This window comes from Haemophilus parainfluenzae (assembly GCF_014931375.1).
Classification (GTDB): Bacteria; Pseudomonadota; Gammaproteobacteria; order Enterobacterales; family Pasteurellaceae; genus Haemophilus_D.
Window position 1 is genome coordinate 1 of record NZ_CP063119.1, and the last position, 4208, is coordinate 4208.

Below are 4208 nucleotides of genomic sequence, written 5' to 3' on the forward strand. Positions count from 1 at the left end.
TTTTCAACCGCTGGGCAGAAATGTTTAGCGGTTGTTTTTATTGCGAACCCTTAAAGAATTTGCAACTTGTTGCGAGTTCTTTAAGGGTTGAACAACCGAAGCCGTAGGCGTAGGGCGTTAGCTACAAGCTCAAACCACTCTCTCGCTCTAAATGTCTCTGTTGTTTTTCCTGTTGGTGCTGTTTTTCTCGCTCCATTCGCTCTTGAGCCGCTTTATATGCCCCTTGAGCCTTAATTTTTTTCACAAATCCTAAGCTCCGCATTTTTATTTCAGGGTTGTCAGCTTGATATTTGGCAATCTTCTCGTTAATTGGCTCTAGCGTTTTCTGTTCGTATGCTTTTATTTTTTGGCTATACTCGGCTAATTCTTGGCTTTTAGCATTCCGTTGCTCTGCTGTATGTTTGTATTCATCTTCAAGCTCTTTTTTCTTTGCTTTTTGCTCTTTAGTTTCCCATAAACCGAGAAAACCCTGATTTTTATCTGTGAGTTTGTTATATTCCCCCTGAATACGCTGTAAATCCTTGTCGTATTGCGTGATCTCTACTTCCATTCCGTCCCGCTTTTCTTGGGCTTTAACGTATTTTTCTATTTGAGGTAGCCATTCATCAATTAAAAACTGATCAAAATCTGCTTGAGAAAGCCCCTGAATGCGATTTTGAGGCACTTTTTCTTCTTGAGCGTGTATTTTACTGTCTTTTTCTTTTTCGTTGCTTAAATCGTGTTTTAGGGCACTTTCCGATAATTTAGAAAACGCAGCTGCGAATTTGGATTCATATTTGCCCATTCCTTGAGCCTGTTTTTCTTCGATTTTCTTCAAGTAGGATTTTTCTTTGTTAATTTCTTGCCCTTTAAGTGCAAGCTCTTGCACGATTTGGCGTTCTTCTTGCTCTAATCGGTTCAATTCTTGCCACGTTACCCTGTCAATTCTTGCTCTTGGGGCTTGCTCTATGCCTTGTTCCTTGTAGCTACGTTCGTCAATTCGTGCGGCATATCCGTATTGCTCTAAGGCTTGATTAGCTTGCTCTCTCCACGTTTTTCGGACAGATTGGATAAACTCACGATCTCGAAAATCTGCCGTTTTCATCGCTCCGCCCTTTTCTGGGGATTTAGTATTAGCACGTTTAAAAAACTGCTCGGCTGTACGGTCTATGCCGTCAAGTTGGCGTTCTGAAAATATCAAATGACAATGGGGATTATGATTATTTTTATCGGTATGGATAGCGAAAGAGTAGGGTAGTTTATTGCTACCGCTATCAACCGTATTTTCTATGAAAGAACTTACTAATTTTTGCTGTTGTTCTAGGGTTAATTCTCTAGGTAAAGCAAATTCAATTTCAGTACAAACTCGGGCATTAGCTCGCTCGTAAATATCTGACAATCGCCAAAATTCTTGCGGATTATCTTCGGCAAATTTTGGCATATTGCCATAGCCTGAAAACTGTAAATCATCTAACCGCTTTGAGTATTTATCATTGCGGTTGATGTAGTCGTTTTTGGCTTGAGCTGATTGCCCTTTGCTTTTACTGCAATAGCGAACGTTTAAATGATAGATTGCCATAGTGTTGAGTATTGCGAAACGGTCAAGCGGTACGCTTGCCCACCAGTTTCTCGCAGAGAAACTGATAAGTGGGCATTACGTTATTTTAACGTAATGAACAGAACACTTGCAAGCCTAGCACCTACTGAATAAAATAACGATAATTTCTAACTATATAAAGGGGCTAGTATGGCAAGCGAAAAACTTACAAGATTGGAACAGCAACAAGCAGATTTACAACGCAAGCAGGACGAAATCAAAGCGAAAATTCGTGCGATTAAGTCAAAAGAACAAGCAGAAAAGCGTAAGAAAGCTACGCATTACAAGGTTTTATTAGGGGCTTTTTGGCTAAATGAAATAATAAATAACCCTCTTTTAGATGTAGATAGAAACTTCCCTAAGTTGCGTAAATTTATCAATGATGACAAGAAATTTGATGAATTGAGTGCATTTATCAATGAAGAAATTGAAAAAGGTAAAAAATAACTGTGAGCGAAATAGTAACAATCATTTTTTACAATGTATTGATATTGTCTTTTATTGCTATAAGTGTTTATGTTTACCTGAAATGGCAACATAAAAAACGGATTGATAGAATGTTAGATGAGATGGAAAAATCTTATTCAAAATTTGCCGATCACAAAGCAAACGAAAGAATGCAAAAAAGGATTGATGAGTACGATAAAAGACACCCACTCAAAGCATTTAAACGGAAATTTAAAGATAAAATTAAATGGCTTTTATAGGCTACCGCCCTACGCCTAACGGCTTCGGTTGCTGAACCCTTGCAGAACAAGCAAACAAGTTTACTTGCTCTGTAAGGGTTTTGTAATTTTTAATCCTGAAAAAAGAAAAAATTAGGGCTGAAAGCCCAAAAAAGGGACGAAAGTCCCTATATTTTTATATTTTTGTTTTTTACTTGTTTTCGGCGTTTTTAAAACCAGTAAAATCAATAAGTTACAAACTTATACGACAAGAAATTTCCTGTTTAACGACAAGAAATTTCCTGTTTAACGACAAGAAATTTCCTGTTTAACGACAAGAAATTTCCTGCTTTAGACAAGGTTAAAATTTATCTTGTCTTTTATTTGTGACCAGATATATAATTTTACTTGTTCTTTAGGTTAGAAATTAACAGGAAATTTGTTGTCTTATGGCGAATGATTTAGTTGTAGTAAAGGCGAATAGCCTTATTGAGGCAAGTTATCGCTTGAGTATTGATGAAATTCGTATCTTAGCTTTGACGGTTGGCACAATGGATCCAAAATCAAACAAAAAGACCTTTGATTTTACGGTGGCAGATTTTGTGCGTGAATTTCCCGAAGTGGGTATGGATAACGCTTATAAGCAAATTCAGGCGGCAATAAAACGTATTTATGACCGTAGCGTAACTACGGAAGATGAAAACAGAGTAACGCATTTTCGTTGGGTTTCTTCTCGAACCTATTTCAAGAATGAAGGGCGTTTTCGCATTGCAATGACTGACGAGGTAATGCCATACCTTACACAATTAAAAGGGCAGTTTACGCAATACCAACTCCGTAATATATCGAATTTCAATAGTGTACACGCCATTCGTATTTATGAGCTTTGTATGCAATATAAAACTGTTGGAAAGCGTGAAATCACTTTAGATGAGCTAAAGAAATGGTTACAAATTGAAGATAAATACCCTCGTTACAATTCGTTTAATGAGTGGGTTCTTACGCCGTCTATTGCTGAGATTAACGAAAAATCAGATTTAGCAGTTACCGTTGAGCCTATCAAGCGTGGGCGTGCTATTCACTCTTTAAATTTTGTGATTGGTAGTAAAAAACGAACAGCTCAAAAAATTGAAGAAGTTGCAAAACGGCCAGTATTTCCACATAAAAACAAGTATGGGAAGTTCGTCAAACTCGATAAGCAAAACCCTAAGATGAGCAATCACGAGTACGGTTTATGGGCTAGAGATTGCTTAAAAATACTCGAAGATCATTACACCGATATTACGAAAGTTACCAATGAAGATTTGCGTAATTACTGGGTATTTCTAGCGGGTAACGATAGCAATAGATCAAAATTAGGCTCAAAATCTGATTTTTTAAATGAATTGAAAAAACGAGGTTATAAGCTCGTAGATTGCGAACTAGTAAAAATTTAGGTAGGTATTTTACTTAACTTTTTTTTTGAAGAAGAACAAGATGAATAGCAATTTTATAACAGAGACAGAAAAACTAAGCAGACAGAAATCAGTTCAATTCGCTATTGATAATAATAGACTGGAGGGACTAGATACTGACAAGGAGATTCTTGAGCTTTCTCAAGAGTGGGTAAATGGTGTAATTAGTTATAGTGAATTTCAGGAAAAAGTTTATGAAATATACGGACTAGGGTCCACTAAAAAAAACAAAACCGCTCTAACTAAATAGGGCGGTTATTTGTTAAAATAAATTTGCTGTGGTGTCTGAGGGGCTTTTAAAGCGTCCTCGTTAAGCCTAGCCCCTTCGATTGTGTTTAACGCTCTTTTACGAGGGAAGAGCACAATTAAGGACTAAGATATGAAGTTATTTCTGATTATCGCCGTTCTGGTTGGGGCAATGACTTTGGCGGGTTGTGCCTCAACTAGATATACGGACATTTACGGCAATCAAAAAAATTTCCTGCTTGATCATTGTAATGGTGAATAGGTAAA

Annotated in this window: 5 protein-coding genes; 4 read left to right on the forward strand and 1 reads right to left on the reverse strand. The window is 37.0% G+C overall.

Annotated features, from left to right (window positions below):
- Nucleotides 1-121: 121 nt before the first annotated feature.
- Entirely contained in the window at nt 122-1558 is a 1437-nt protein-coding gene (locus INP95_RS09800; protein WP_197561055.1) for a MobA/MobL family protein, read from the reverse strand.
- A 168-nt stretch (nt 1559-1726) separates the two neighbouring features.
- On the opposite strand from INP95_RS09800, the gene INP95_RS09805 reads away from it, so the two are divergent.
- The 4 genes from INP95_RS09805 (at nt 1727) to INP95_RS09820 (ending at nt 3945) form a co-directional block, all read left to right on the forward strand.
- Nucleotides 1727-2023, forward strand: a complete 297-nt coding sequence (locus INP95_RS09805; protein ID WP_032490547.1) for a hypothetical protein — start codon at nt 1727-1729, stop codon at nt 2021-2023.
- Nucleotides 2024-2133: 110 nt separating this feature from the next.
- A complete protein-coding gene (locus tag INP95_RS09810; RefSeq protein ID WP_154243697.1) occupies nt 2134-2283 on the forward strand; it encodes a hypothetical protein in 150 nt (49 codons plus the stop codon).
- A 407-nt stretch (nt 2284-2690) separates the two neighbouring features.
- Nucleotides 2691-3677, forward strand: a complete 987-nt coding sequence (locus tag INP95_RS09815) for a replication initiation protein (RefSeq protein WP_140450222.1) — start codon at nt 2691-2693, stop codon at nt 3675-3677.
- 40 nt (nt 3678-3717) lie between these two features.
- Entirely contained in the window at nt 3718-3945 is a 228-nt protein-coding gene (locus INP95_RS09820) for an antitoxin VbhA family protein (RefSeq protein WP_111354678.1), read from the forward strand.
- The last annotated feature ends 263 nt before the right edge of the window (nt 3946-4208 follow it).